At 65.2% G+C, this 23,166-nt stretch carries 24 protein-coding genes; 18 read left to right on the top strand and 6 right to left on the bottom strand.

What is annotated here, in order from left to right; all coding sequences use genetic code 11:
• The first annotated feature begins 2 nt into the window (after window positions 1–2).
• Window positions 3–446 carry a DUF5330 domain-containing protein gene (locus tag CVM73_RS01475; RefSeq protein ID WP_100230236.1) on the top strand — a complete coding sequence of 148 codons (444 nt, stop codon included), beginning with the start codon at window positions 3–5 and terminating at the stop codon, window positions 444–446.
• 69 nt (window positions 447–515) lie between these two features.
• Window positions 516–944, top strand: coding sequence for a SufE family protein (locus tag CVM73_RS01470; RefSeq protein ID WP_100230235.1), 429 nt, complete (start codon window positions 516–518; stop codon window positions 942–944).
• Window positions 945–960: 16 nt separating this feature from the next.
• On the opposite strand, the gene CVM73_RS01465 is transcribed toward CVM73_RS01470, so the two are convergent.
• Together CVM73_RS01465 and CVM73_RS01460 are read right to left on the bottom strand one after the other, a co-directional pair.
• Window positions 961–1,377: a Ros/MucR family transcriptional regulator gene (locus CVM73_RS01465; protein ID WP_007608200.1), complete on the bottom strand. Its 417-nt coding sequence runs from the start codon at window positions 1,375–1,377 to the stop codon at window positions 961–963.
• A 147-nt stretch (window positions 1,378–1,524) separates the two neighbouring features.
• Window positions 1,525–2,361, bottom strand: coding sequence for a hypothetical protein (locus tag CVM73_RS01460; RefSeq protein ID WP_100230234.1), 837 nt, complete (start codon window positions 2,359–2,361; stop codon window positions 1,525–1,527).
• Between the two features lie 311 nt (window positions 2,362–2,672).
• Between CVM73_RS01460 and CVM73_RS01455 the strand changes: the two genes are divergently transcribed.
• Window positions 2,673–4,322 carry a glycosyltransferase family 39 protein gene (locus tag CVM73_RS01455; RefSeq protein WP_100230233.1) on the top strand — a complete coding sequence of 550 codons (1,650 nt, stop codon included), beginning with the start codon at window positions 2,673–2,675 and terminating at the stop codon, window positions 4,320–4,322.
• 183 nt (window positions 4,323–4,505) lie between these two features.
• Window positions 4,506–5,285, top strand: coding sequence for a class II aldolase/adducin family protein (locus CVM73_RS01450; protein ID WP_100230232.1), 780 nt, complete (start codon window positions 4,506–4,508; stop codon window positions 5,283–5,285).
• Between the two features lie 206 nt (window positions 5,286–5,491).
• Here CVM73_RS01450 and CVM73_RS01445 read toward each other — a convergent pair whose 3' ends face one another.
• From CVM73_RS01445 to CVM73_RS01435, 3 genes are all read right to left on the bottom strand, one after another.
• Window positions 5,492–6,886: a M20/M25/M40 family metallo-hydrolase gene (locus tag CVM73_RS01445; protein WP_100230231.1), complete on the bottom strand. Its 1,395-nt coding sequence runs from the start codon at window positions 6,884–6,886 to the stop codon at window positions 5,492–5,494.
• Window positions 6,887–6,910: 24 nt separating this feature from the next.
• The gene (locus CVM73_RS01440) at window positions 6,911–8,239 is read right to left on the bottom strand and encodes a glycosyltransferase family 87 protein (RefSeq protein ID WP_167406546.1); all 1,329 of its coding nucleotides are present in this window, start codon (window positions 8,237–8,239) and stop codon (window positions 6,911–6,913) included.
• A gap of 202 nt (window positions 8,240–8,441) precedes the next feature.
• Complete coding sequence (locus CVM73_RS01435; protein WP_100230229.1) at window positions 8,442–10,064, bottom strand: helicase HerA-like domain-containing protein; 1,623 nt, start codon at window positions 10,062–10,064, stop codon at window positions 8,442–8,444.
• A 327-nt stretch (window positions 10,065–10,391) separates the two neighbouring features.
• Here CVM73_RS01435 and CVM73_RS01430 point away from each other — a divergent pair, with 327 nt between their 5' ends.
• The 11 genes from CVM73_RS01430 (at window position 10,392) to CVM73_RS01385 (ending at window position 19,148) form a co-directional block, all read left to right on the top strand.
• A complete protein-coding gene (locus CVM73_RS01430) occupies window positions 10,392–10,757 on the top strand; it encodes a hypothetical protein (RefSeq protein WP_100230228.1) in 366 nt (121 codons plus the stop codon).
• A 25-nt stretch (window positions 10,758–10,782) separates the two neighbouring features.
• The gene (locus CVM73_RS01425) at window positions 10,783–11,190 is read left to right on the top strand and encodes a DUF4332 domain-containing protein (RefSeq protein WP_100230227.1); all 408 of its coding nucleotides are present in this window, start codon (window positions 10,783–10,785) and stop codon (window positions 11,188–11,190) included.
• A 192-nt stretch (window positions 11,191–11,382) separates the two neighbouring features.
• Window positions 11,383–12,243 carry a dihydropteroate synthase gene (folP, locus tag CVM73_RS01420; RefSeq protein ID WP_100230226.1) on the top strand — a complete coding sequence of 287 codons (861 nt, stop codon included), beginning with the start codon at window positions 11,383–11,385 and terminating at the stop codon, window positions 12,241–12,243.
• Entirely contained in the window at window positions 12,240–12,608 is a 369-nt protein-coding gene (gene folB / locus CVM73_RS01415; RefSeq protein ID WP_018315750.1) for a dihydroneopterin aldolase, read from the top strand. Before folP ends, folB begins: the two co-directional genes overlap by 4 nt.
• A complete protein-coding gene (folK, locus tag CVM73_RS01410; RefSeq protein WP_100230225.1) occupies window positions 12,608–13,099 on the top strand; it encodes a 2-amino-4-hydroxy-6-hydroxymethyldihydropteridine diphosphokinase in 492 nt (163 codons plus the stop codon). The genes folB and folK overlap by 1 nt, the downstream gene beginning before the upstream one ends.
• A gap of 81 nt (window positions 13,100–13,180) precedes the next feature.
• Window positions 13,181–15,052, top strand: coding sequence for a methylmalonyl-CoA mutase family protein (locus tag CVM73_RS01405; protein ID WP_100230224.1), 1,872 nt, complete (start codon window positions 13,181–13,183; stop codon window positions 15,050–15,052).
• Entirely contained in the window at window positions 15,049–15,513 is a 465-nt protein-coding gene (locus tag CVM73_RS01400; RefSeq protein ID WP_100230223.1) for a GFA family protein, read from the top strand. The genes CVM73_RS01405 and CVM73_RS01400 overlap by 4 nt, the downstream gene beginning before the upstream one ends.
• A gap of 7 nt (window positions 15,514–15,520) precedes the next feature.
• On the top strand, window positions 15,521–15,853 hold the full coding sequence (locus tag CVM73_RS39050; protein WP_146006555.1) for a hypothetical protein: 333 nt from the start codon (window positions 15,521–15,523) through the stop codon (window positions 15,851–15,853).
• Window positions 15,854–15,857: 4 nt separating this feature from the next.
• The gene (scpA, locus tag CVM73_RS01395) at window positions 15,858–18,014 is read left to right on the top strand and encodes a methylmalonyl-CoA mutase (RefSeq protein WP_100230222.1); all 2,157 of its coding nucleotides are present in this window, start codon (window positions 15,858–15,860) and stop codon (window positions 18,012–18,014) included.
• A gap of 35 nt (window positions 18,015–18,049) precedes the next feature.
• A complete protein-coding gene (locus CVM73_RS01390; protein ID WP_100230221.1) occupies window positions 18,050–18,346 on the top strand; it encodes a nucleotidyltransferase family protein in 297 nt (98 codons plus the stop codon).
• Window positions 18,347–18,377: 31 nt separating this feature from the next.
• Window positions 18,378–19,148: an RsiV family protein gene (locus CVM73_RS01385; protein WP_100230395.1), complete on the top strand. Its 771-nt coding sequence runs from the start codon at window positions 18,378–18,380 to the stop codon at window positions 19,146–19,148.
• 7 nt (window positions 19,149–19,155) lie between these two features.
• On the opposite strand, the gene CVM73_RS01380 is transcribed toward CVM73_RS01385, so the two are convergent.
• The gene (locus CVM73_RS01380) at window positions 19,156–19,635 is read right to left on the bottom strand and encodes an SRPBCC family protein (protein ID WP_100230220.1); all 480 of its coding nucleotides are present in this window, start codon (window positions 19,633–19,635) and stop codon (window positions 19,156–19,158) included.
• 218 nt (window positions 19,636–19,853) lie between these two features.
• Between CVM73_RS01380 and CVM73_RS01375 the strand changes: the two genes are divergently transcribed.
• The 3 genes from CVM73_RS01375 (at window position 19,854) to CVM73_RS01365 (ending at window position 23,136) form a co-directional block, all read left to right on the top strand.
• Window positions 19,854–20,846: a tripartite tricarboxylate transporter substrate binding protein gene (locus CVM73_RS01375; protein ID WP_100230219.1), complete on the top strand. Its 993-nt coding sequence runs from the start codon at window positions 19,854–19,856 to the stop codon at window positions 20,844–20,846.
• A gap of 270 nt (window positions 20,847–21,116) precedes the next feature.
• Complete coding sequence (locus CVM73_RS01370) at window positions 21,117–21,620, top strand: tripartite tricarboxylate transporter TctB family protein (RefSeq protein WP_100230218.1); 504 nt, start codon at window positions 21,117–21,119, stop codon at window positions 21,618–21,620.
• 4 nt (window positions 21,621–21,624) lie between these two features.
• Entirely contained in the window at window positions 21,625–23,136 is a 1,512-nt protein-coding gene (locus CVM73_RS01365) for a tripartite tricarboxylate transporter permease (protein ID WP_100230217.1), read from the top strand.
• Window positions 23,137–23,166 lie beyond the last annotated feature (30 nt).

Here is a 23,166-nt window from a genome sequence, read left to right as displayed (position 1 = left end):
AGATGCGCTTTCTGCTTCGCATCACATTCTGGCTCGGGCTGGTGCTGGTGCTCCTGCCGCGGGACAAGACGCCCGAATCGGAGAAGCTGCCGCAGATCGGCGCCGCCGACGCGGTGCAGGCTGCGACCGCGGCCGTCTCCGACATGACCCAGTTCTGCAAGCGCCAGCCGGCGGCCTGCGAGGTCGGCGGCCAGGCCGCGACCATCATCGGCCAGCGCGCCCAGGACGGCGCGAAGAAGCTGTACCAGATCATCAACGACAAGAAAGAGCAGATCACCAACGACAAGAACGACGGCAGCAAGAACGACAACAAGAAGGCGCCCGACCATACCGGCTCGATTGCGATGGCCGGCGAAGGCGATGCTGCCGCGAGCGAGGCGCCGCGCGACACCCTGACCCAGGACGACCTCGCGCTGGAATGGCGCGGACCAGGGCCAGCGAATTAGCGCCCAAACCCTATCGATTTCACGGCTTCGCGTCCCTATATTGGCAGGAAGCGGGAACTGTGGGCCGATATGACGAAGATCGACGAAATCAGGGACAATTTCGAGCTTCTGGACGAGTGGGATGACCGCTACCGGTATGTCATCGAGCTCGGCCGTACCCTGGAACCGATGCCGGAGGCGGAACACTCCGCCACCAACAAGGTGCAGGGCTGCGTCAGCCAGGTCTGGCTCCAGAAGCTGGTCGACCGCAGCAATGGCGAACTGACCCTGAAATATCGCGGCGATAGCGACGCCCATATCGTGCGCGGGCTGGTCGCGATCGTGTTTGCGCTCTATTCGGGCCGCACGCCGCAGGAGATCCTCGCTACCGACGCGATCGCGGTGTTCAACGAGTTCGGCTTTCGCGATCATCTGACGCCGCAGCGCTCCAACGGCCTGCGCTCGATGGTCGAGCGCATCAAGACCGACGCGAAAGAAGCGCTCGCGGAGGCGACGTGACGCAGTAGCCCCGGACTTACTTCCGCTTCCGCTGCTGCTGCCCCAAGCCCATCTGCTTGGCGAGCTGCGAGCGCGCCACCGCATAGTTCGGGGCGACCATGGGATAGTCGGCCGGCAAGCCCCACTTCTCCCGGTATTGCTCCGGCGTCATGTTGTACTGCGTGCGCAGATGGCGCTTCAGCGACTTGAAGCGCTTGCCGTCTTCCAGACAGACCAGATAATCGGGCGCGATCGACTTCTTCAGCGAGACGGCAGGCTTGGCCGGCTCCAGCGGTGCGGTCTCGGTGCGGCCTGACGAGACCCGCACCAAGGCGCCATGCACCTGGCTGATCAGGTTCGGAATCTCGGTCGCCGGCGTCGGATTGTTGCTGAGATAGGCCGACACGATGCTCGCCGTCAGCTCGATGAAATTCTTCGCCCCCGCATCCGACATGCGCCCGTACCTTCTCCAGCTTGCGCGTCACGGGATTGACGACGCCAAAGTATACCGTGTCAAGAATACATTCGGCGGAAATACGACGACTAACGACGGCGCACTGATTACTGGTGAAGGGCGCCGCTTTACTTATACGCGGCGGCCTCAACCGCGCTGGTCGAGATGGGCGCGAAGCTCGTCGATCGAGGCAAAGCGCATCATGCCTTCCGGCATCTGCGCCTCGATCGAGCCGTCGGAATAGAGCGAATAGGCCATGCCGTCGACGACGCCGGATTTGAGCACGGTCACGGGTGCAGGCTCGACCTGTGGCGCCGGTTCGGGTGCAGGCGGTGGGGCGGCCTCCGTAAAGGTCGATGAGGAGCGCGGCGGCGGACGGCGCGGCGTGGCCGGCGGCTCCGGCGGGCGCGTACGGTCCGGCTTCGGCCAGGCCACGTCAAAGCTCGCGGGCGGAAGCTCGGGGGCCTCACTGGGCCCCGCGGACGGCTGCGGCGGCGCACCTTCGGTGGTCCTCCCCTCCGCGCGCTCGCGCTCCTTGCGCGAGGTCGAGGCGAACAGCAGGTTGCGCCGGCGCGGCGCTTCCGGAGCGGCGGGCGGCGTCGGAGCTTCCGGCTCCTGTGCTCCCTCGGCGCGCGGACGCTCGCGCGCGATGGCTTCGCCCTGCCACGGCGGCGGACTAGCGATCGGTGGTGGCGGCGGCACCGGCTCGGGCGCGAGCGCACCAGGCACGGCGAGGCCCGGCAGCACGGGCCTGACCCGAACCTCGGACGGCGCGACCACACCGGCCAGCCGGCGAGCGATGCCCTTGAGCTCAAGCAGCACCAGATGCAGGCCGACCAGTAACATTCCGGAGCAGACGCCGATGGTGCCGGAGATTATGAGAGTCCCACCGAGGCTGAATTCCCTGATCGTCAGGCCGAAAATGATCGCAAGGAGACCCGCCAGGACGGCGCAAATCCCCACGATCACGAATGCCAAATTCATCGAACCACCCCCGGCCGCGCATCCACACGCGACAACCGCTACGCCACGATACCGTCATACGATGTTCCACGCCAACGGCCAATTCTAGGCAGTGTTCCTAAAGGGAAGGAAATCAGGGACTTATTCACATTCCCTTCAGCTCCGGCTCGCTACTGCTAGGCTGCTCTCAAGTAACCGGAATTGCTGCGTCGCATCAGGAATTTAGCCATAATGCCCAATTACTTGGTAAGGGAACTGCGCTATACGGAGTCCGGGGAGCAGGCCCGCGCGCACCAGCAGGGCCAAGAGGGGATTCCGGGGCACCGATAGCCATGACATCCATCACGACTTCGGCGATCGACACGCCCTTACGGCGCTCGGTCGAACGGACTTGCGACGATCTCGCCATGCTGGTGCTGGCCGCGGTCGCCGTCATTGCAGGCTTGACGTTCCGCGACTACGGGCTCGGCTGGGACGACTACACCCACGCCGAGTACGCCGACCTGCTGCTGCGCATGTTCGGTTCCGGATTCAAGGACACCGCGGCGCTCTCCTTCGCCAATCTCTACATGTATGGCGGCGGCTTCGACATGGTCGCGGCTCTGCTCCACAAGGTCATTCCGCTCGAGCTGTTCGAGACGCGCCGTCTGGTCGGCGCCATCGTCGGCGTGATCGGGCTCGCCGTGACCTGGCGGCTCGGCCGCCGCGTCGGCGGACCGCTCGCAGGCCTCGCGGCGCTGCTCCTGCTCGCGCTCTGCCCGATCTTCTACGGCCACATGTTCATGAACCCGAAGGATGCGCCCTTCGCGGTCGCCATGATCATCCTGATGCTCGGCCTCGTCCGGCTCGCCGAGGAATATCCGCAGCCGTCGCCGCGCACGGTCCTCATCGTCGGCCTGGGTGCCGGCCTTTCGCTGGGCTGCCGCGTTCTCGGCGGGCTCGCATTGGTCTACGCCATGCTCGGTTTCATGCCGCTGTTCCTGGAGGAATTGCGCACCGAAGGTTTGCGCGAGTCGGTCCGCCGCTTCGCCCATGTCGTCTATGTGCTGCTGCCCGGCCTCGTGCTCGGCTACCTCGTGATGGGCCTGATCTGGCCGTGGTCGATCATGGAGCCCGGCAATCCCTTCGAAGCGCTGACCTACTTCTCGCATTTCTTCGAGAAGCCGTGGAAGGAGATGTTCGACGGCGCGATCGTGTCGGTGCCCGACATGCCCTGGTCCTATCTGCCGACGCTGTTCGCACTCCAGCTGCCCGAGGTGATGCTGGTGCTGATGGCCGGCGCCGTGTTCAGCACGTTCGCCATGCTGCCGCGGCGCGAGGTTCCGGCGCGCCGCAAGACCATCCTCTTGATGCTGACGCTGGCTGCGACCCTGCCGCTCGCGATCGCGATGGTGAAGCGTCCGGCCCTGTACAACGGCATCCGCCATTTCGTCTTCGTGATCCCGCCGATGGCGGTGCTCGGCGGCGTCGCTTTCGCCTGGGCCATGGAGCGCCTGCGCGCCAATCACCGGACCTGGCAGCCGGTCGTGCTCGCCACCTTCTGCTTTGGCCTTGCGCTGTCGCTCGCCGAGATGATCCGGCTGCACCCCTATCAGTACACGCACTTCAATCACATCGCGGGCACCGTGCGCGGCGCCGACGACCGCTTCATGCTGGACTATTGGGGCCTCGCGCTGAAGCAGGCTTCCGACGAGCTGCGCGAGCAGCTGGTCGAGCGCCAGGAGGTGCCGCCTGCAAACCGCAAATGGAAGGTCGCCGTGTGCGGGCCGCAGCGTCCGGCTCAGGTCGCACTCGGCCCCGACTTCACCATCGGCTGGGATTCCAACGCCGCCGATTTCGCCATGACGCTCGGCGAATTCTACTGCAAAGGCCTCACCGCGCCCGTCATGGTCGAGATCAAGCGCGACGACGTGGTGTTCGCCCGCGTCTACGACATCCGCGGCCGCAGCATTTCCAGCCTGCTCTCGATCCCGGCGCCGTAATAATTTCCTGCCGACCCGTAGCCCGGATGAGCGAAGCGACATCCGGGACCTCTTTGGAGCTGCCCCGCATATCGCTGCGCTCATGCGGGCTACGCTGAACTGCCGCGCTTGACGCGCCTTGCTGCCAGCCATTTGCAGGACTAGGCTCCTGCTCCGCAACAACGAGGTTCGGAGAGAATTGCCATGTCGCCAGCAGAAGCCCGCCTGAGGGAAGTGCCCTCCAACATGACGGAGGCGGAGTGGCAGCAACGGGTCAATCTCGCCGCCTGCTATCGCCTGGTCGCGCTGTACGGCTGGGACGATCTGGTCGACACCCACATCTCCGCGCGCGTGCCCGGTCCCGACCATCACTTCCTCATCAATCCCTACGGGCTGATGTTCGAGGAAATCACGGCCTCCAGCCTCGTCAAGGTCGACCTGCACGGCAACCAGCTGTCCGAGAGCGAGTACAGCATCAACCCAGCCGGCTTCACCATCCATTCGGCGATCCACGAGGTGCGCGAGGACGCGATCTGCGTGCTGCATCTCCACACGCTCGACGGCACCGCGGTATCAAGCAGCGCGGAAGGCCTGTTGCCGCTGAACCAGACCGCCCAGCTCGTCACCCACGACCTTGCCTATCACGACTATGAAGGCATTGCGCTCGACCATGACGAGCGGCCGCGGCTGCAGAAGGACCTCGGCGACCACAACCACATGCTCCTGCGCAACCACGGCACGCTCACCGTCGGCCGCTCGGTCGCCTCCGCCTTCGAGCGCATGTATCATCTCGAGCGCGCCTGCTCGATGCAGGTGCGCACGCGCGCGCTGGGCACGCCGGTCTATCCGGTCGACGATATCGCGATCGAGAAGAACACCGAGCTGCTCGCCAACCGCGACCGCGCCGAGCTGCGCGCGACCACCCTCGTGTGGCCGCCCTTGCTGCGCAAGCTCGACCGCGAGCTTCCGGGCTACCGGTCTTGAGATTTTCGCGATTTCGTGCAAGGTAGCTCTCGAACGACCTCTGCACGTCTTGGAATGAAACGCCGCCCAATTCCGGGCGGCGTTTTTATTTGTTCATCACTGCCCATCATTCCGGGGCGCGCGAAGCGCGAACCCGGAATCTCGCGCAACAACCTCCAGATTCCGGGTTCGCCTCTTCAAGGCGCCCCGGAATGACCGCTACGCGGTCACTTCACCTCCGCCAGCGCCGCGAGGATGCGGGCCCAGGAGCGGATGCCTTTCTGGAAGCTCCGCAGGTCGTATTTCTCGTTCGGTGAGTGGATGTTGTCGTCGTCGAGGCCGAAGCCGACCAGCAGCGAGTCGAGGCCGAGCGTGCGCTTGAAGTCGGAGACGATCGGGATCGAGGCGCCCGACCCCATCAGCACCGTCTCCTTGCCCCACTCGTCGGCCAGCGCCTTGCTGGCGGCGGCGAGCGGCTTCATGGTCCAGTCGAGCGCAACCGCGGGCGCGGCGGAATGGTCCCCGAACTCGACCTTGCAGTCGCCGGGAATGCGCGCCGATACGTAATCGCGGAAGGCCTTGCGGATTCTCGCGGGATCCTGACCCTGCACGAGGCGGAACGACACCTTGGCCGAAGCATGTGACGGGATCACGGTCTTGGAGCCCTCCCCGATATAGCCGCCCCAGATGCCATTGACGTCGCAGGTCGGACGCGTCGAGGCCTGCTCGACCAGAAGCCTGCCCTTCTCGCCAGCAGGGAGCGACAGCCCGACCGGCTTGAGGAAGGTCTCGGGCGTGAAATCGAGCTTCTTCCACTGCTCCAGGATGTCGGGCGGCGTATCCTTCACGCCGTCATAGAAGCCGGGGATGGTGATGCGGTTGTCGTCGTCGAACAGGCCGCCGAGAATTTTCGTGAGCAGGCGGATCGGGTTCATCGCGGTGCCGCCGAACACGCCGGAATGCAGGTCGCGATTGGCGGCAGTGATCTTCAGCTCCTCATAGAGCAGGCCGCGCAGCGAGGTCGTGATCGCCGGCGTGCTGGGATCCCACATGCCGGTGTCGCAGACCAGCACGTAGTCGGCCTTGAACTCGCCCTTGTTGGCCTCGATGAAGGGCACGAAGTTCTTCGAGCCGACCTCCTCCTCGCCTTCGATCAGGAAGGTGATGTCGATCGGCAGCGAGCCCGTCACCTTCTTCCAGGCGCGGCAAGCTTCGACGAAGGTCATCACCTGGCCCTTGTCGTCCTCGGCGCCGCGCGCGACGATGATCTTGCGGCCGTCGGCATGATCGGTGACGACGGGCTCGAACGGCGGACGGTGCCAGAGATCGAGCGGATCGACCGGCTGCACGTCGTAATGGCCGTAGAACAGCACGTGCGGCCGCCCGCCCGCGCCGGTCTTGCCGACGACGGCGGGATGGCCCGCGGTCGGCCTCACCTCGGCGGCAACACCAAGGCTGGCGATGTCGTTGGCGAGATGCTCGGCCGCAGCCTTGCAATCATCCGCGAAGGCCGGATCGGCCGAGATCGACTTGATCCGCAACAACGAGAACAGGCGCTCCAGGCTGTTATCGAAATCCTTGTCGATGTGGTCGAGCACGGATTGGAGCTGCGCATTGGCCATGATTGTGATCCTGATTGTTGGGTCTCAAGAGGTCCGGGGTTTTAGCGCCGCCGCGGCCTCGGGGCTAGCCGCAAGCGGCGGATGCCGGATGTGCCAGGCGAGGCAACCTGCGAGCACGGCGGTCGCAGCGAGGGTGTTGCCCCAAGCCTGGATGACAGTCGGAAACCACGGCAGCGACAGCAGCATGAGGAGGCCGGCGGCGCCCAAGGCGAGCCAGGTTCCCAGGCGCACATGCGCTCGCTCGTCGAAGGCGGCGCGATGCATCAGCACCGTGATCGGGAAGAACAGCCACATGAAGTAGTATTGCCGCGCCAGAGGCGAGGCCACCGTCATCAGGCACAACAAGATGCCGAGCTCCTCGGCATCGGAACGCGCCGTTCGCCGCGCTTGCCGCGGCATGATTGCGACGAAGCCGAGCCCGAGCAATGCCGACAGCGCGAGCACGATCCAGTTCGCCGTCCCGTAGTCGACGTCGATGACGTTCATCGTGCGCGGCGGCTTTTTGGGATCATCCTGATTGTAGTTGATCGGCCGGACCAGGCGATGCGTGACGGCAATGAGGGACTGGTTGACCCACGACCAGTTCTGCTCGCCACGTTGGCCAAAGCCCTTTTCCGAGCTCGTCCCGACCATGCCCTGGTACCAGGTCGCAAGCTCGGCCGCGTTGCGCTCGAAGCCACGGATCGGTGCCGGCACGACATAGAGAAGAATGCCGGTGAAGACGATCGTGCTGACAAGGGCGGCCCATTTGCGCCGCCAGAGCAGATAAGGCAGCACGGCGATCGGAAACACCTTGATCGCGGCGGCGAGCGCGAACATGAAGCCAGCGAGCCACGACCGCTGATGCCGCAAGCTCCAGAAACCATAGAGCATCATCGCCAGCAGGACGAGGTTCGGCTGGCCGAGGTCGAACATGTCGAACACGAAGGCCACGGTGACGACGACCGGCAGTGCTTCCAGCCAGGGACCGGGCGTGCGATCCGAGCCGGCCATGACCTGAGAGAGCGTCCCGGTGTACCACCACGCCACAGCGTTCAAGATCGAGAGGACGACATAGAGCGCGATTTTGCCGAACCAGCTCGGAATCGCCAGCAGGATCGCCGGGAGCGGTGGATAGATGAAGTCGAAATACTCGAGGGCCGTGGCAGGATACAGCGGCCCACCTTGCAGGACCTGCTGTCCGGCCCAGTACCAGAGCGAGTAGTCCTTGGTCTTGCCGCGGCCGAAAATCTCGGGGACGAGCACGTCGGCCGTCAGGAGGACGCAGCAGAACAGAAAAAGCAGATCCAGCGGCGCACGCAGCGCCAGGCGTCTGGGCACGTCAGGCTTGGCTAACGGGGCGGGCGGGGTCACGATGCGGTCCTGTGCGGCGACAAAACAGGACGTAGCAGACCGGCGAAGGCTTGGAGAGTCCCTCACCTGAAATTGTACCGGCGCTGGCCTCGGGCAACCGCATATCGGGTGGCTCGCAGAGTGCTCGAGCGTCCGCCGCGTCATGCCCGGGCATGACGACCTTTTGTGGTCAAGCGGAATTGCCCAACACAGGCCGTTCTGCCTACCGCCGCAGCAATCCGCCGAGCGCGCCGCGGACCAGGGTGCGGCCGATCGAGCCGCCGAGCTGGCCGCCGATCGACTTGCCGACGTTGGCGGCCAGCCCGCCGATCACCTGATTGGTGACCGATCGCGTCACGTCCCGCGCAATGACCTGACCGGTCGACAGACGGCCTCGCTTGACGTTGGTGCCGAAGATGGTGCCGACCATCGAGCCGATCTGGCCCAGGATGCCGCCGCCGCTTCCGCCAGCTGGAGCGTCCGCCGTGGCTGCCGTGGCAGCGACGCGCTTCTGAATCATCTCGTAGGCGGACTCGGAATCGACGGCGGTGTCATATTTGCCCTTCACCGGGCTTGCGGCCATGATCGCCTTGCGCTCGTCCGGCGTGATCGGTCCGATGCGGGCCGACGGCGGCCGGATCATCACCCGCTCCACCATCGAAGGCGTGCCATTGCCCTCGAGGAAGGACACCAGCGCCTCGCCCTTGCCGAGCTCCATGATCACCTTTGCGGTGTCGAGCTTCGGGTTGGGCCGGAAGGTCTGCGCCGCAGCGGCGACCGCCTTCTGGTCGCGCGGAGTGAAGGCACGCAGCGCGTGCTGCACCCGGTTGCCCAATTGTCCGAGCACGCGGTCCGGCACGTCGATCGGGTTTTGCGTCACGAAGTAGACGCCGACGCCCTTGGAGCGGATCAGGCGGACCACCTGCTCGATCTTGTCCATCAGCGCCTTGGGCGCGTCATTGAACAACAGATGCGCTTCGTCGAAGAAGAACACGAGCTTCGGCTTGGGCAGATCGCCGGCTTCGGGCAGCTCTTCGAACAGCTCCGACAACATCCAGAGCAGGAATGTCGCGTAGAGCCTGGGGTTCTGGAGCAGCTTGTCGGCGACCAGGATGTTGACCATGCCGCGGCCATCGCGATCGGTCTTCATGAAATCTTTCAGCGTCAGCGCCGGCTCGCCGAAGAATTTGGTGCCGCCCTGGTTCTCCAGCACCAGGAGCTGGCGCTGGATGGTGCCGACGGTCGCCTTGGTGACGTTGCCGAACCCTTGAGCGGCCTTGCGGATGGCGGCGAGCGGATCCTCCTCCGCGTCCGCTCCCTTCTTCCCGCTGTCGGGCACGATGGCGTCGAGCAACGCCCGCAAGTCCTTCATGTCGATCAAAGTCAGGCCGTTGTCGTCGGCGACGCGGAAGGCGACGTTGAGCACGCCTTCCTGCACATCGTTCAGGTCGAGCATGCGCGCCAGCAGAAGCGGCCCCATTTCCGTGACGGTGGCGCGCACCGGGTGGCCCTGCTCGCCGAACACGTCCCAGAACACCGTCGAGAACTGATCGGGCTGGAATGACAGCCCCATTTCGGTGGCGCGCTTGACGATGAAATCCTTGGCCTCGCCGGCCTCCGAGATGCCGGAGAGGTCGCCCTTGATGTCGGCTGCGAAGACCGGAACACCGGCGCGCGCAAATCCTTCCGCCATCACTTGCAGCGACACCGTCTTGCCGGTTCCGGTTGCACCCGTGACGAGGCCGTGGCGATTGGCGAGCGCCAACGTCAGCCAAGCCTGCTCGTCTCCCTTGCCGACGAAGATCTTGTCGTCGGTGTCGCCGAGCTTGCTGTCCTGTGCGGTCATTATTCTCTCTGATCTCTCTGCCGAGTTTCGCGTATTGAAACTCAAATGCACCAGTTCCGTAGTTTAACGCATGTCGCACGCCGATTGAAACCGTTCAACGCGCCCAGCATGCGACATCATCAGCCGAAAGTAGGAACGAGCCGTTCGCAACGCGGCAATTTTTCGCCGATTCGTTCTCGGCTCTTGCACGGCTGCAACACCTTTCGTGCGTTCGAAGGTGAATCGCGACGGCGCGTGCGTTCATCGCTTGAATTTCACATCACACCGGCTCAAGATCATTTTCGAAAGCAATACTCCGGCATGCAAACCGGCTGAGGGGCGGGCCTTATGGACGAGCTGATCGGACGGCTGGCGGCAAACGCCAGCATAGATGGTGCTGTCGCTGAAAAGACCGTCGGCATTATCCTGGGCTTCCTCCGCAGCGAGGGTCCTTCCGATAGCGTGCAGGCCCTGATCGACCAAATCCCGGGAGCGGAAGCTGCGATCGAGGCGTCCAGGAGCGGCGGCGGGCTGTCGCGGCTGATGGGCGGCGGCTTGATGGCCGTCGGTACCCGCCTGATGGGCCTTGGGCTTGGCATGTCCGAGATTCAAAACATCGCGCGTGAACTTTTCCGCTACGGGCGCGACAAAATCGGAGCGGATCAGATGGGCAAGATCATCGCGGGGACGCCGGGCCTCAGCCAATTCGCCTGAAGCCACGCATTTCACATCGAGCATCATGACATATCCGATCTCCGAGATTGAGGGCCTGTCGACCTTTGCAGCCAACAAGTTGAAGGCGCAAGGAATCCGCACGACCGACGCGCTGCTCGAGGCGGCCTCGACCGTGAAGGGCCGCAAGTCGCTTTCCGCCAAGACGGGCATCAGCGAGCAGTCGCTGCTGGAATGGGCTAACGTCTCCGACTACATGCGCATTCCCGGCATGGGCAGGGCCAAGGTCGGCCTGGTCCGCGCCGCCGGCGTCACCACCGTGCGCGAGCTCGCCTATCGGAATCCGGCAAGGCTGGCGCAGAGCATGCGCGAAGCCAACGAGAAGAAGAAGCTCCTCCGCATCCTGCCTTCCGAGAAGTCGGTCGGCGACATCATCGCCAAGGCCAAGAGGCTGCCGCCGAAGATTACGTATTAGGGCGGACGTCTCGGCGCACGACCTGCAGCATTAGCTGTCGGTGTCATACCCCGCGAAGGCGGGGTATCCAGTACGCCGTGGCCCCTCCGTATCACCGCACTGCCTCGGAATACTGGTTTGCCCGCCTTCGCGGGCAACGACAGGGAGGGGTTGGTCTTGAACTCCCCCTCCCCGACCGCTAAAGCCACCCGCATGAATGCCTCGCCCTCCCCATCCGTCCCGCCGGCCGGCTCGGCCGGGCCTGATGCGCTGCGGACGCTGCTGGAGCGGCCGATCCCGGCGGTGATGGGCGTGCTCAACATCACCCCGGATTCGTTCTCCGACGGCGGCGAGTTCATCGCGCCCGCGCGGGCGCTTGAGCGGGCGCGGGCGATGATCGCCGATGGCGTCGACATCATCGATATCGGCGCCGAGTCCACCCGGCCCTACAAGGGCGCCCGGCCGGTCACGGCCGCGGAAGAGCTCGCGCGGTTGAAGCCGGTGCTGGCTGGCGTGGTGGCGCTTGGTGTGCCCGTCTCGATCGACAGCATGAAGGCGGAGGTGGTGGCCTTCGCGCTCGACCAGGGCGCGGCGATCGCCAACGACGTCTGGGGCCTGCAACGCGACGCCGACATGGCGCCGCTGATCGCCGCAAGAGGCGTCCCCGTCATCGTCATGCACAACCGCGACAGCGTCGATCCCGCCATCGACATCGTCGTGGACATGAAAGCGTTCTTTCAGCGCTCGCTCGATATCGCCGCGCAGGCCGGCATCGTGCGCGACAAGATCGTGCTCGATCCCGGCATCGGCTTCGGCAAGACTGCCGAGCAGAGCATGATCGCGCTGGCGCGCTTACGCGAGCTCGACATGTTCGGCCTGCCGATCCTCGTGGGTGCCTCGCGAAAACGCTTCATCGCCTCGGTGTCGCCGTCGGAGCCATCGGAGCGACTCGCCGGCTCGATCGCCGCACATCTGATTGCCGCGCAGCGCGGCGCCAGGATCATCCGGACCCACGACGTCGCCGAAACCCTGCAGGCCCTGCGGGTGGCGCATGCCATCGAGAGCAAGCAATGACCGATACGATCTTCGTCACCGGCCTGTCGATCCATGCCCGCCACGGCGTGATGGATCACGAAACCGAAGTCGGCCAGCGTTTCGTCATCGATCTCGAACTCTATACCGACCTGTCGGAGCCGTCGCGCAGCGACCGGCTCGCGGATACGGTGTCCTACGCCGATGTCGTGGCGACGACGACGGCGGCGTTCAAGAACACCAATTACAAGCTCCTGGAGCGCGCGGCCGGCGCGGTGGCCGATGCCATCCTGTCGCACTTCCCGCGCATCCGTGCGGTCAAGGTCACCGTGCACAAGCCGCACGCGCCGATCGCCGCGATCTTCGACGATGTCGGCATCATGCTGACGCGCTCGCGGCATCCCTGATGGCAAGCGTGCTGATCGCACTGGGCGGCAATGTCGGCGATGTCCGCGCGACGTTCAAAAAGGCGATCGCGCACATCTGCGGCATGGCACAGGCGGCGCTGATCGCGCGCTCGTCCGACTATGCGACCCCGCCCTGGGGCGACGAGGACCAGGATCCCTTCATCAACGCCTGCATCGAGATCGAGACCAGCCTCGATCCGCACGCGCTCTTGTTCGTGCTGCAGAAGGTCGAGCAGAAATTCGGCCGCACGCGGGACAAGGCGCGGCGCTGGGGTCCGCGCACGCTCGATCTCGACATGATCGCCTATGACGACGTCAGCCTGCAGAAGCCCGACCTGACGCTGCCGCATCCGCGCCTGTTCGAGCGCGCCTTCGTGCTGGTGCCCCTGGCCGAAATCGCGCCCGACCGCGTGATCTCAGGCATTCGTGTGCGTGACGGGCTCGCCAGCGTCTCGACGCAAGGCATTGAGCGGCTTCCGGATACCGGTTAACCAAAAACAACCGTTTGCAGGGACGGTCGGCCGTGGCAATTTCGCCTGCGAATAACAAGATGTTCGGGAGCCCCTCGCCGCATGACCTCCGTGACTGACGACCTGCCGCTGGCGGCGGATTTTCCCCAAGCAACCGTCGAAGACTGGCGCAAGCTGGTCGACGGCGTGCTGAAGGGCGCGCCGTTCGAGAAGCTGGTCGGCAAGACCTATGACGGCCTCAAGATCGATCCGCTCTATCCGCGCGCCAAGGGCGTTGCACCCGTGGTGGGCCGGCCGGCGGCGGCGCCGTGGCAGATCGTGCAGCGGATCGACCATCCCGATGCGGCGCTCGCGAATGCACAGGCCCTGACCGACCTCGAGAACGGCGCGACCGGGCTTGCGCTGGTGTTCGCCGGCGGCAGCGGCGCCCATGGTTTCGGCCTGGAACCTTCGGCCGACGCGGTCGCAAAGGTGTTGAAGGACATCCATCTCGATGCCGGCATCGGCCTCGAGCTTCAGATCGGCCCGCAATCGCGGATGGCGGCGATCCACGTCGCGGATTACGTCAAGAGCAGAGGGCTCGATCCCGCGGCCTGCAACATCCGCTTCGGGCTCGATCCGCTCGCGGCCGCCGCAGTGTGGGGCCACAGCCCCTATAGCTGGGACGAAATCGCTCCGGCCGTCACCGGTGCCATCAAGGGTCTCGCCGCGCTCGGCTTCAAGGGACCGTTTGCGTCCGCCGACGGACGCGTGATCCACGATGCCGGTGGCTCCGAGGTGCAGGAGCTCGCCTTCGTGCTTGCCTGCGGCGTTGCCTATCTGCGCGCGATCGAAGGCGCGGGCATTCCGCTGGAGGCCGCGCAGGGCATGGTCTATGCGCGGCTTGCCGCGGACGCCGACCAGTTCCTGACCATGGCCAAATTCCGCGCGCTGCGGCTCTTATGGGCGCGTATCGAGGCGGCCTGTGGCCTGACGCCAAAACCGCTGTTCATCGCGGCCGATACCGCCTGGCGCATGCTGACGCAGCGCGACCCTTACGTGAACATGCTGCGGGCGACCATCGCAACATTCGCGGCAGGACTGGCCGGCGCCAACGCGATCACCGTGCTGCCGCATACGCTGGCGCTCGGCCTGCCCGATCCGTTCGCACGCCGCGTGGCGCGCAACACGCAGCTTTTGCTGCTGGAAGAAAGCAATCTCGCCAAGGTCAGTGATCCCGCGGCAGGCAGCGGCGGCATCGAGACGCTGACGGCGCAGCTTTGCGACGCCGCCTGGACGCTGTTCCAGGACAGCGAGACAGCCGGCGGTGCCTTCGCGGCGCTTCAGCAGGGCGTGTTCCAGAGCAAGGTCGCGGCCACGCGCAAGGCGCGCGGGGCCAACATCGCAAAGCGCCGCGACGTGCTGACCGGCGCCAGCGAGTTTCCGAACCTGCATGAGAGCGAAGCTGCCGTACTGAAGGCAACGCCGACCGCGCTTCCACCTTACGGGGAACAGAAATACAGGTTCGAGGCGCTGCCGCCGATCCGGCTGGCGGAACCATTCGAGGCGTTGCGTGACAAGTCGGATGCCGCCTTGAAGGCGCGTGGCGCGCGGCCAAAGGTGTTCCTGGCCAATCTCGGCACGCCCGCCGATTTCACGGCGCGCGCGACCTTTGCCAAGAGCTTCTTCGAAGCCGGCGGCATCGAGGCCGTGGACAGCGAGGGTTTTGCCGATCCGACCAAGCTCGCAGCCGCCTTCAAGGCCTCAGGCGCGGAGCTTGCCTGCCTCTGTTCCAGCGACAAGGTCTATGCCGGTCAGGCGGAACCCGCCGCCCGAGCCCTGCAAACGGCAGGCTGCAGACATATCTATCTGGCAGGCCGCCCGACCGATGCCGAGGCGGCGCTGCGTGCGGCCGGCGTCACGGGCTTTGTCTTCGCCGGAGGCGATGCGCTTGCGACGCTGCAAGACGCCTATCGACGGATGGAGCAGCCATGACCGAAACCGGCAAACCCGTTCTCACCGGCGGCTGCCAATGCGGGGCGGTGCGCTTTGCAGTCATGATGGCACCGACCAGGATTTCGATCTGCCATTGCCGGATGTGCCAGAAGGCGAGCGGCGCGCCGTTCGCCTCCTTTGCCGACGTCAACAAGACGGACTTTGCCTGGACCAAGGGACAGCCCTCGTTCTTCCGCTCGTCCACCATCGCCGAGCGTGGCTTTTGCGCCGGCTGCGGCACGCCACTGAGTTTTGGCCGCATCGACGGCGACCGCATCGAGATCATGACCGGTACCTTCGACCACCCCGACCGCGTCATCCCGACGCGGCAGTATGGCAGCGAGTCCCGCCTCGGCTGGGTGGTCGGCATCGCCAACCTGCCGAGCCAGACCACGCAGCAGAATTACGGACCGGAGAAGATGGCGACCATCGTCAGCTATCAGCATCCGGATCATGATTGAGGGCTAGATGGGACGAGCATTCTTCATAAATCTTCGTTCCGATCTTGCTCGGCTCACCGATCCGCAGATTGCAGAAGCTCTGCAAGGCCGATGGAACGAGTTCGAGGCGACCCGCGCGAAATCAAAGAGCACGTTGCGCCTATCGATGCGCGGTCCGATCCGGCACCCCTGGGCGTATCGGCTGCTGTCTCTTGGTTGCGTGACCGGACCTGGATTGTCCGCCTATCTCGGGAATATTTGGCTTGGGCTGTTCTCCTATGAGCGGCTACATTTGATCATGTGCGAAATACGCGATCTGCAAGACGAAATTCAAAGCCGCTTGACAGCAAAAAGAGCCTGACGCGATGACCCGCATTCCCAATTTCGCCGATGTTGCCTTCGAGCGCGCAACCACAGCAGCGCCCGCCGGCAGCGCCGAGCCGTGGCTGACGCCCGAGGGCATTCTGGTGAAATCAGCCTATGGCGAGGCGGATCTTGCCGGGCTCGATTTCCTCGAGACCTATCCGGGCATCGCGCCCTATCTGCGCGGCCCCTACCCGACCATGTATGTCAACCAGCCCTGGACGATCAGGCAATATGCCGGCTTCTCCACGGCGGAGGATTCCAACGCGTTCTACCGCCGCAATCTCGCAGCCGGACAGAAGGGGCTTTCGGTCGCCTTCGATCTCGCCACGCACCGCGGCTATGACTCAGATCATCCGCGCGTCGGCGGCGATGTCGGCATGGCCGGCGTCGCCATCGATTCCATCTACGACATGCGCACGCTGTTCGCCGGCATTCCGCTCGACCAGATGAGCGTGTCGATGACCATGAACGGCGCGGTGCTGCCGATCCTCGCGCTCTATGTCGCCGCCGCCGAGGAACAGGGCGTGCCGCCGGAAAAACTCTCGGGCACCATTCAGAACGACATTCTGAAAGAGTTCATGGTGCGCAACACCTATATCTATCCGCCCGCGCCCTCGATGCGGATCATCTCGGACATCTTCGCCTACACCTCCACGAGGATGCCGAAATACAATTCGATCTCAATCTCCGGCTATCACATGCAGGAGGCCGGCGCGACGCAGGACCTCGAGCTCGCCTATACGCTCGCCGACGGCGTCGAATATCTTCGCGCCGGCCTTGCCGCCGGTCTCGACGTCGACCGCTTCGCGCCGCGGCTGTCGTTCTTCTGGGCGATCGGCATGAACTTCTTCATGGAGGTCGCCAAGCTGCGCGCCGCGCGCCTGCTCTGGGCCAAGCTGCTCAAGCCGTTCAATCCGAAAGACCCGCGCTCGCTGTCGCTGCGCACGCACAGCCAAACGTCCGGCTGGTCGCTGACCGCACAGGACGTCTTCAACAATGTGATGCGCACCACCGTGGAAGCGATGGCGGCGACGCAAGGCCACACCCAGTCGCTGCACACCAATGCGCTCGACGAGGCGCTCGCCTTGCCGACGGATTTCTCGGCCCGCATCGCCCGCAACACCCAGCTCTTCCTGCAGCAGGAGAGCGGCACCACCCGCATCATCGATCCCTGGGGCGGCTCGTACTATGTCGAGCGTCTCACGCGCGACCTCGCGGCGAAGGCCTGGAGCCATATCCAGGAGGTCGAGGAGCTCGGCGGCATGGCGAAAGCCATCGAAGCCGGCGTGCCGAAGCTGCGCATCGAGGAGGCCTCGGCCAAGACGCAGGCGCGCATCGATGCCGGCAAGCAGGCGGTGATCGGCGTCAACAAGTACAGGCCGACCGACGAGGACAGGATCGAGATCCTGAAGGTCGACAACACCAACGTCCGCCGCCTGCAGATCGACAAGCTCAAGCGGCTGAAGACCGAGCGCAACCAGAAGGACGTCGATGCCGCGCTCGCCGCGCTGACGCGCTCGGCCGGCGAAGGCAACGGCAACCTCCTTGCGCTCGCCATCGACGCGGCGCGCGCCAAGGCGACCGTCGGCGAGATCTCTGACGCAATGGAGAAAGTGTTCGGTCGGCATCGCGCCGAGATCAAATCCATCACCGGCGTCTACAAGCGGGAGGCGTCCAGCATGGGCAACCAGGTCGAGAAAGTGCAAGCGCTGATCGATGCCTTCGAGGAGGCGGAAGGCCGCCGCCCGCGCATCCTGGTCGCCAAGATCGGCCAGGACGGCCATGATCGGGGCCAGAAGGTGATCGCCTCGGCATTTGCCGATATCGGCTTCGACGTCGACATCGGGCCGCTGTTTGCCACCGCCGACGAAGCCGCACGGCAGGCGGTCGAGAACGACGTCCACATCCTCGGTGTCTCCTCGCTGGCCGCCGCCCACCTCACCGCCGTGCCGGAGCTGAAGGCCGCGCTGAAGAAGCAGGGCCGCGACGACATCATGATCATCGTCGGCGGCGTGGTGCCGCCGCAGGATTATGACGCGCTCTACGCGGCCGGCGCGGAGGCCATCTTCCCGCCCGGCACCGTGATCGCGGATGCGGCGGAGGAGCTGATCCGCAAGCTGAATGCCCGGCTCGGCCATAGCGAGGCGGCGGAGTAGATGATAGACTGGCCGTGTAACCGGCCAGATTGTCCATGACACGTGACCAAATCATCGCGGCGATCCGCGAGAACGCAGATGCCATCAAGGGCAAGGGCGTGTCGAAGCTTGCCATCCTCGGCTCGCGGGCCGGCGAAGACTACCGCGCCGCCAGCGATATCGACATCCTGGTCGAGGTCGAACCGGACACCACCTTCTCGCTGCTCAACCTGATCGATGTCGAACACATCATCGAGGACGCGACCGGCCTGCAGACACAGGCAACCGTTCGCCGCTCGATGGACCCCCGCTTTGCGCCGCACAGCGCAGACGACATTGTCGAAATATTCTGACGCTCACGCAGGAGCACAATCCTTGAAGTTCATGACCGGTTTGAGCGTCGCCCTGGCGCTTGGCGCAACGTGCGTGTTTTCCGCCCTCGCCGCCGACCCCAAGCCCGACGCCGTCGTCAAGACCAAGAGCATCGAGGCGCGACTCTTGCTCGATGACAGGATCAAGGCGGATGCGGCGCTGGCTGCGGACTGTCTCACGGAAGGCAAGAAATGGCTCGACAAGAACGCGACTGAGGCCGCCACCTCGCGCAAGCAGGATCCACAGTTCTTCAAGGAGGGTGGCTGGAATTTCGAGCGTAAATACAGCATCCGTTCCGTAGTGGCGGACCGCTATGTCAGCATCTTGCGCAACGACTACATGGACACGCACGGCGCCCATCCCAATTCGGACGTGAACACGATCCTCTGGGACAAGGCCGAAAACAAGCGCATCTCGATCCGCCCGTTCTTCACCGAGACGGCGGATAACGCGGCGACCATGAAGGCGATGGTGAAGGCCGTGATCGCCTCGCTCAAGATCGAAAAGAAGAAGCGCGACGCCAGCGAGACCGCGACCGACGAGTGGTTCAAGTCGGTGGAGCCGCGCCTGCTCAGGATCGGTGCGGTGACGCTCGCGCCCTCCACCGAAGCCGGCAAGAGCTCCGGCCTCACGTTCCACTATCCGCCCTACGCCGTCGGGCCCTACGCCGAGGGCGAATATGCTGCGTTCGTGCCGTGGGACGCGCTGAAGCCCTATCTCACAGCGGAAGGCACCCGCATCTTCGGCGGCGCGCGCCCGAAGGGCGATGCGGAGGAGCCGTGAGCAACCGCTAACTGGATCGCGGACGGCCCCGAGCCAGTGTCCGCGCAAGTGAGTCCGTCCAATTCGGAATCCAGGAGGCAAACAGGGCTTGCCAGCAATCGGCGTCCGCAGGTTCGGTCTCGAGGGCGACCGACCATTCGATGAGGGTGCGATCGCCCGCGATGATCGGGCGCAGACGCATGGTGCCTTGGTAGCGCGTCGGCGCCGGACTCTGGCCGCCGTCATCTTGCGGATATGGCAGCGCTTCGAGACCGGCATAGGTCAAGCTGTGCTCCCGGTCCGAGTGGTCGATCAGGCGCTGGCGGATCCAGCTTCCGAGATAGCAGAAGCGCCTGATGGCGCCGACTTCGTCGCCGCGCTTGTCGTCTTCGATCACGCTCTCGCTCACCCCGTCGATATAGGCGGGATAGTTGTTGAAATCGCGGATCAGCGACCAGACTTGGTCCAGCGGGTGATCCAGCACGGCGCTGTAATAGGCTTGGGTCATCGATCGCTTGCCTTTGGTTTCTTGTTACGCGCTGAGGTTGGCTGTTCGCACTGACAAAACCCACCCGATTTCCGACCGCCTAGCCGATGGGCGTCCGCTTTCGCACAACAAGGGCGATCTCGTTGGTAGCGCTACCTTGCAGCGGCGCCGCAAAGCCGACTAGAATGCCGCCGTTGACAAGAGCGCCCGACGTCACGGGCGCCGCTGGGAGGCATTCGATGTCCAAGATTTCGCGCCGCACCTTTGCGGCTTCGACCGCCGCCGTCGCGGCATCCGCCGCATTCGGCTTCAAGCCCGCGCTCGCGCAAGCCTATCCGGCGCGACCGGTCACCGTGATCGTGCCCTGGGGCGCCGGCGGCGGCACCGATGCCACCGCGCGCATCGTCGCGGCGCTGCTGGAGAAGGACCTCGGCCAACCCTTCAACGTGGTCAACCGCACCGGCGGCTCCGGCGTGGTCGGCCATAGCGCGATCGCGAGCGCGCAGCCCGACGGCTACACCATCGGCATGCTCACCGTCGAAATCTCGATGATGCACTGGCAGGGCCTGACCGACCTCACCCCGAAGAGCTACACCCCGCTGGCGCTGATGAACGAGGACCCGCCCGGCATCCAGGTCTCCTCCTCCTCGCCCTACAAGACGGTCAAGGAGCTCGCCGATGCGATCAAGGCGGCGCCTCCGGGCAAGTTCAAGGCTTCCGGCACCGGCCAGGGCGGCATCTGGCATCTGGCGCTGGTCGGCTGGATGCAGGCCATGGGCCTGCCCGCCAACCAGGTGGCCTGGGTGCCGTCGAACGGCGCGGCACCGGCGATGCAGGATCTCGCCGCCGGCGGTCTCGACCTCACCACCTGCTCGGTGCCGGAGGCGCGCGCCATCATCGAGGCCGGCAAGGCCAGGAGCCTCGCCATCATGGCCCCCGCGCGCAACCCGGTCTTCAAGGACGTACCGACGCTGAAGGAGGCGATGGGCATCGACTACGCGACGGGCGCCTGGCGCGGCATCGGCGCGCCCAAGAACCTGCCGCCGGAGATCGCAACCAAGCTCACCGCGGCGCTGAAGAAGGTCTACGACTCCGCCGAGTTCAAGGACTTCATGACCAATCGCGGCTTCGGCACCGTATGGGGCGACGCCGGCCAGTTTGCCAGCTTCATGGACAAGGGCGACGCCCAGATGGGCGAGGCGATGAAGGCGGCAGGCCTGAGCAAGGCGTGATTGTTCACCTCTCCCCGCCTGCGGCAGGCTATCGCATATGAAGAAGGTGGCGAGTAGCTCGCCTGCAGCCCATCCTTCGAGACGCCCGCCTACGGCGGGCCCTCAGGATGAGGTCGCGTTTTGCGGCGAGCTATCAGACCCTGATGGTGAGAAGCCCGCGAAAGCGGGCGTCTCGAACCATGCAGGCCAAGCACTTTCGGCGCATGCGCTCGCCCAACCCACGCGGGGAGAGGGAGCGCTTCTCCCGGAATTCTGACAGGACTTCTCCCCATGCGTCTTCCCGACTCCGTCACGGGATCGTTTCTCGTCGTGCTTGGCGCGGCTGCCGCCTATGGCGGCTACATCCTGCCGCCGGTGCCGGGGCAGCCGGTCGGCCCCAACGTGTTTCCGCTGGTGATCGGCACGGGGCTAGCGCTGTGCGGGCTCGCGATCGTGTTCGGGATCGGCCACTCCTTCGAGGAGGAGGAAGAGCTGGTGCCGTTCGAGAACGGCCAGGCAGCCAGCCCGCCGCCGCAAGGAAAGCTCGAAGGCAAGCTCTACGGCCTGCGCGCCCTGCTGCCGCCGGCGCTGCTGCTGTTCTACGTCGTAGCCGCCGACCGGCTCGGCTTCATCATCACCGCTGCGATCATGGTTTACGTCACCTCGACCGCGTTAGGGGCCAAGTTGAAGCTGGCGCTGCCGCTCGCGGCGCTCTCGCCCTTCGCCATCCACCTCATTTTCGGCAAGCTGCTCCGCGTGCCGCTGCCCGCCGGCCTGTTGCCGACGCCCTGGTAATCCCATGCTGAAGACCCTGATTGATGCGTTCGCACTGATCTCCACCTGGGAGGTCATCATCGCGATGATCGCGGCCTCCGTGTACGGCCTCGTGATCGGCTCGCTACCGGGCTTGTCGGCGACGATGGCGACCGCCCTGCTCGTCCCCGTCACCTTCTATCTCTCGCCGATCGCAGCGATTGCGACCATCGTCGCGGCGTCCTCGATGGCGATCTTCTCCGGCGACATTCCGGGCGCGCTGCTGCGCATTCCCGGCACGCCCGCCTCCGCGGCCTATGCCGACGAGGCCTATGCCATGACCCGCAAGGGGCAGGCCGAGCTCGCGCTGGGTGCCGGGGTCTGGTTCTCCGCGGTCGGCGGCATCGCCGGCGTGCTGTCGCTGATGATCCTGGCACCGCCGCTCGCCGAGATCGCGCTGTCGTTCTCGACCTTCGAATATTTCTGGCTGGCGCTGCTCGGCCTGATGTGCGCCACCCTGGTGGCGCGCTCCTCGCCGGTGAAGGCGATCGCGGGCATGTTCATCGGCCTGCTCGTCTCCTGCATCGGTATCGAGAATCCCGGCGGCGTGCCGCGCTTCACCTTCGGGATCACCGACCTGTTCGGCGGCATCGAGCCGATCCCGGCGCTGGTCGGCGTGTTCGCGGTAGCGCAGGTGATGCGGGCGATGCTGACGCCGGAACCGCCGCCGCTGCCGCGGCGAAAATTCGGAAGCATCATGGCCGGCCAGTGGAGGCTGACCAAGCTGTATCACTGGCAGATGACGCGCGGGAACATCGTCGGCATCATCATCGGCGTGCTTCCCGGCGCCGGCGCCGACATGGCCGCCTGGGTGTCCTACGCGATGTCGAAGCGCTTCTCCAAAGAGCCGGAAAAGTTCGGCACCGGCCATGTCGAGGGCCTGGTCGAGGCCGGCGCCAGCAACAATGCCAGCATCGCCTCGGGCTGGGTGCCCTCGCTGCTGTTCGGCATCCCCGGCGACACCATCGCCGCGATCGCGATCGGCGTGCTCTATATGAAGGGCCTCAATCCGGGCCCGACGCTGTTCACCGAGAAGGCGTCGAGCATGTACGCGATCTATCTGATGTTCATCATCGCGAACATCCTGATGATCCCGCTCGGCATCGCCATGATCCGGGTCGCCGCCTACATCCTGCTGGCGCCGCGCTCGGCCATCATGCCGATCATCATGCTGTGCTGCGCGGTCGGCTCGTTCGCGATCGGCAACAACATGTTCGGCGTCGTCACCGTCGCCGCCTTCGGCGTGATCGGCTACGTCATGGAGGCGAACGGCTATCCGGTCGCCGCCATGGTGCTCGGCATCGTCATGGGCACCATGGTGGAGCAGGCCTTCGTCACCTCGCTGATCAAGTCCGACGGCAGCATTTTGCCGTTCTTCGAGCGCCCGGTCGCGGCGATCCTCGCCGCCATGGCGATCGGCGCCCTGCTGTGGCCGGTGATGGTGTGGGTGTGGCGGAAGCTGAAACCGGTGCAGACGGCGGCGGCAACGGGCCGGTGATATTGAGCGGGCGCCTCTCGCCTGCCTCGC

This window comes from Bradyrhizobium forestalis, assembly GCF_002795245.1.
Classification (GTDB): Bacteria; Pseudomonadota; Alphaproteobacteria; order Rhizobiales; family Xanthobacteraceae; genus Bradyrhizobium; species Bradyrhizobium forestalis.
The sequence above is the reverse complement of the archived record's forward strand: the minus strand, read 5'-3'. Positions and strand labels throughout refer to the sequence as shown.